This window comes from Candidatus Abawacabacteria bacterium (assembly GCA_016207805.1).
GTDB lineage: Bacteria > Patescibacteriota > Gracilibacteria > RBG-16-42-10 > RBG-16-42-10 > JACQZO01.
This window is the reverse complement of sequence record JACQZO010000016.1, coordinates 1-2190: the sequence shown is the minus strand read 5'-3', so window position 1 is coordinate 2190 and position 2190 is coordinate 1. Positions and strand designations below refer to the sequence as shown.

The following is a 2190-nucleotide window of genomic DNA, read 5'->3' as shown; positions in this document are numbered from 1 at the left end:
TATACTCCATTGCCTCATAAATTATGATTAATTACCTTGACAAATTTGAGGTGTTAGGTTATAGGTTTTAGGTGTTAGGTTCCCAACACCCATTATCCAGCACCTAACATCCAACACCCATCACCCAACACCTATGAATTTCACACTTTTAAGAAATCACAATTTGTTACCCGTTAAGGTATAGTCAGTGAGAGCGTTGCGTAGCCTTTTCAGTCATATCTATGGTCCAAGGCTCTGTGTTATCTCATTTCCTGCCATCTTTTTGTATTTCTTGACATTTTGGAGTCCCAAAAGACAACTCAAAGGGTCATTAACCAACCGATAAAAGGGCATATCTTTAACCTGCGGCATAATTATTTCCAGTGGAGCCTTCCCTGTAGATGGTTGCTGCAAAAACAGGTACATTACCAAAAAGCACAAGAGTCCTCTCTTGGCACTTCCTACAGAAAAAAATCCACATCTTTTCTTGTGAAATTGGTTGAAATCCCTAAAAAATCGCTCTATGGCATTGTTTGTCTTAGGAAATTTCTTACTCCCAATAGCAGGCAGAAGCTTCGGTAATATCTTCTGTGTCCTCTCTATCCATCCCTGAATACCTAATTCCTCTGCCTCCTCCTTCAGTCTCTCAAATCTCCTCCTTACTGTCCGCTTATCATTAGTTTGCAATACATTCTTGAGTTCCTTCTTCCGCTCCTTGATTAGTTCTTTATCCTTTTCTCCTTTACCCCGATCAAATTGTTTTTTTACCCACCGGCTCGTAGCTTCCTGATGATGAAAATGACATAACAGGTGCTTTACACATTCTCCTAACACCTCTCTGAGATATTCGTATCCGGCCATCCCATCCGTAATAAATACCCTTGGTATTTGTCCCAATCTCTTCAGTTGATACCCTATCCACCTACATGCCCATTCCCCTCGTGAATCCAAAAGTGATGTCAGGATTGGTAACCCTGTCCTGGAATCTAATACTACAAACCAATAATACCATTTCCCTTTTATCTTCAGCCACTTCTCATCTATATACACCATTGTTGCCTTTACCTGATTTCCTATCCACCCACACACTATTGACCAAATCTCCAAACCTAATCCAACTATCCACCGTAACACTGTACTCTTATCTACATGACACCATTTCCCCAACACAGACAAAGAAACCCCATGATGATACAATGCCAATAGAAAAGATACCAGTTGGAGTGGTTTATTGATAGAAGATAGTGGAACTCCTGGGGTTAATAAACTCCGTATTGCAGTTGGGTCTATAATTGTTCTCCCTTCTACTTCAGGAACCACTATACCTGCTTGAACCCCTCTCTCTGAACTAACACTCTCCATCATCTCCAAAAGCAGATATTCCTCACGGTAATGTGCTTTCCCTTTGGATATTTGTTCCCGTATTACACCAAGTAATTTACCATACGGTATTTGGTCCAAGGCTGTTCGAATATTCCATTCTCTTATATCCTCCCGACCAAGACGCCTTTTTACTACCTCACATAATTCACTCACTTGCGATAAAGGTTTCTTCATTAACTCTAATAATACTGATTCTACTACCTCTCCATCTACCTTCCGCTGACGAGTCAAAAACGCATGCATATCCTCGCAAATACGAAAATGTTCCACATGGCTACTGGAAGCCTGTCGATTCTTACTATCCACTATTACCGAAAGTTCTTGGTGAGTATATAACGGTTTGCCTCCCTTATTCCTCAATATTCGCAACAAGACTATCATTGACTTGCGGTTCGATGAAGTGTCTAACATCCAATCTGTGTCATATTCTTGCATCAATATACGAAATTGTCTCTCATTTGTCTCTACTTGTAACACCATAAACTACCCCCTCCTTTCTTTTTAGTTTATGTCAAGTGGGTAGTTTACACCTTTTTTATCCGTTTGGCAAGTTTTTCTTACAGAAATATCCAAAATCCCTCATCAAAACTAAAAGCTATTTGCAACACTCTCTTCTCATTTTGGAGTGCGAAAGGAGGTAGCACCTCTGGCGGAGGTAGCACCTCTGGCAGTTGGTTTTGGGTGTGTTTAAAAGCGGTGGCAAGCCACCGCACTCCAAAATCTGCCATAATGAGAATTGCTGGGACACTGTCAGTGTAAACGAATCTAAATATTTTCCACCCCCTTACCCCCGCCAGCGATTATCCTTACCCACATCTCAAAACTCTT

Annotated in this window: 1 protein-coding gene; it reads right to left on the bottom strand. The window is 40.9% G+C overall.

The annotated features are described in order from the left end of the window. Positions 1-219 precede the first annotated feature (219 nt). Positions 220-1605, bottom strand: coding sequence for a DDE-type integrase/transposase/recombinase (locus tag HY817_03865; GenBank protein ID MBI4836370.1), 1386 nt, complete (start codon positions 1603-1605; stop codon positions 220-222). Positions 1606-2190: the final 585 nt, after the last annotated feature.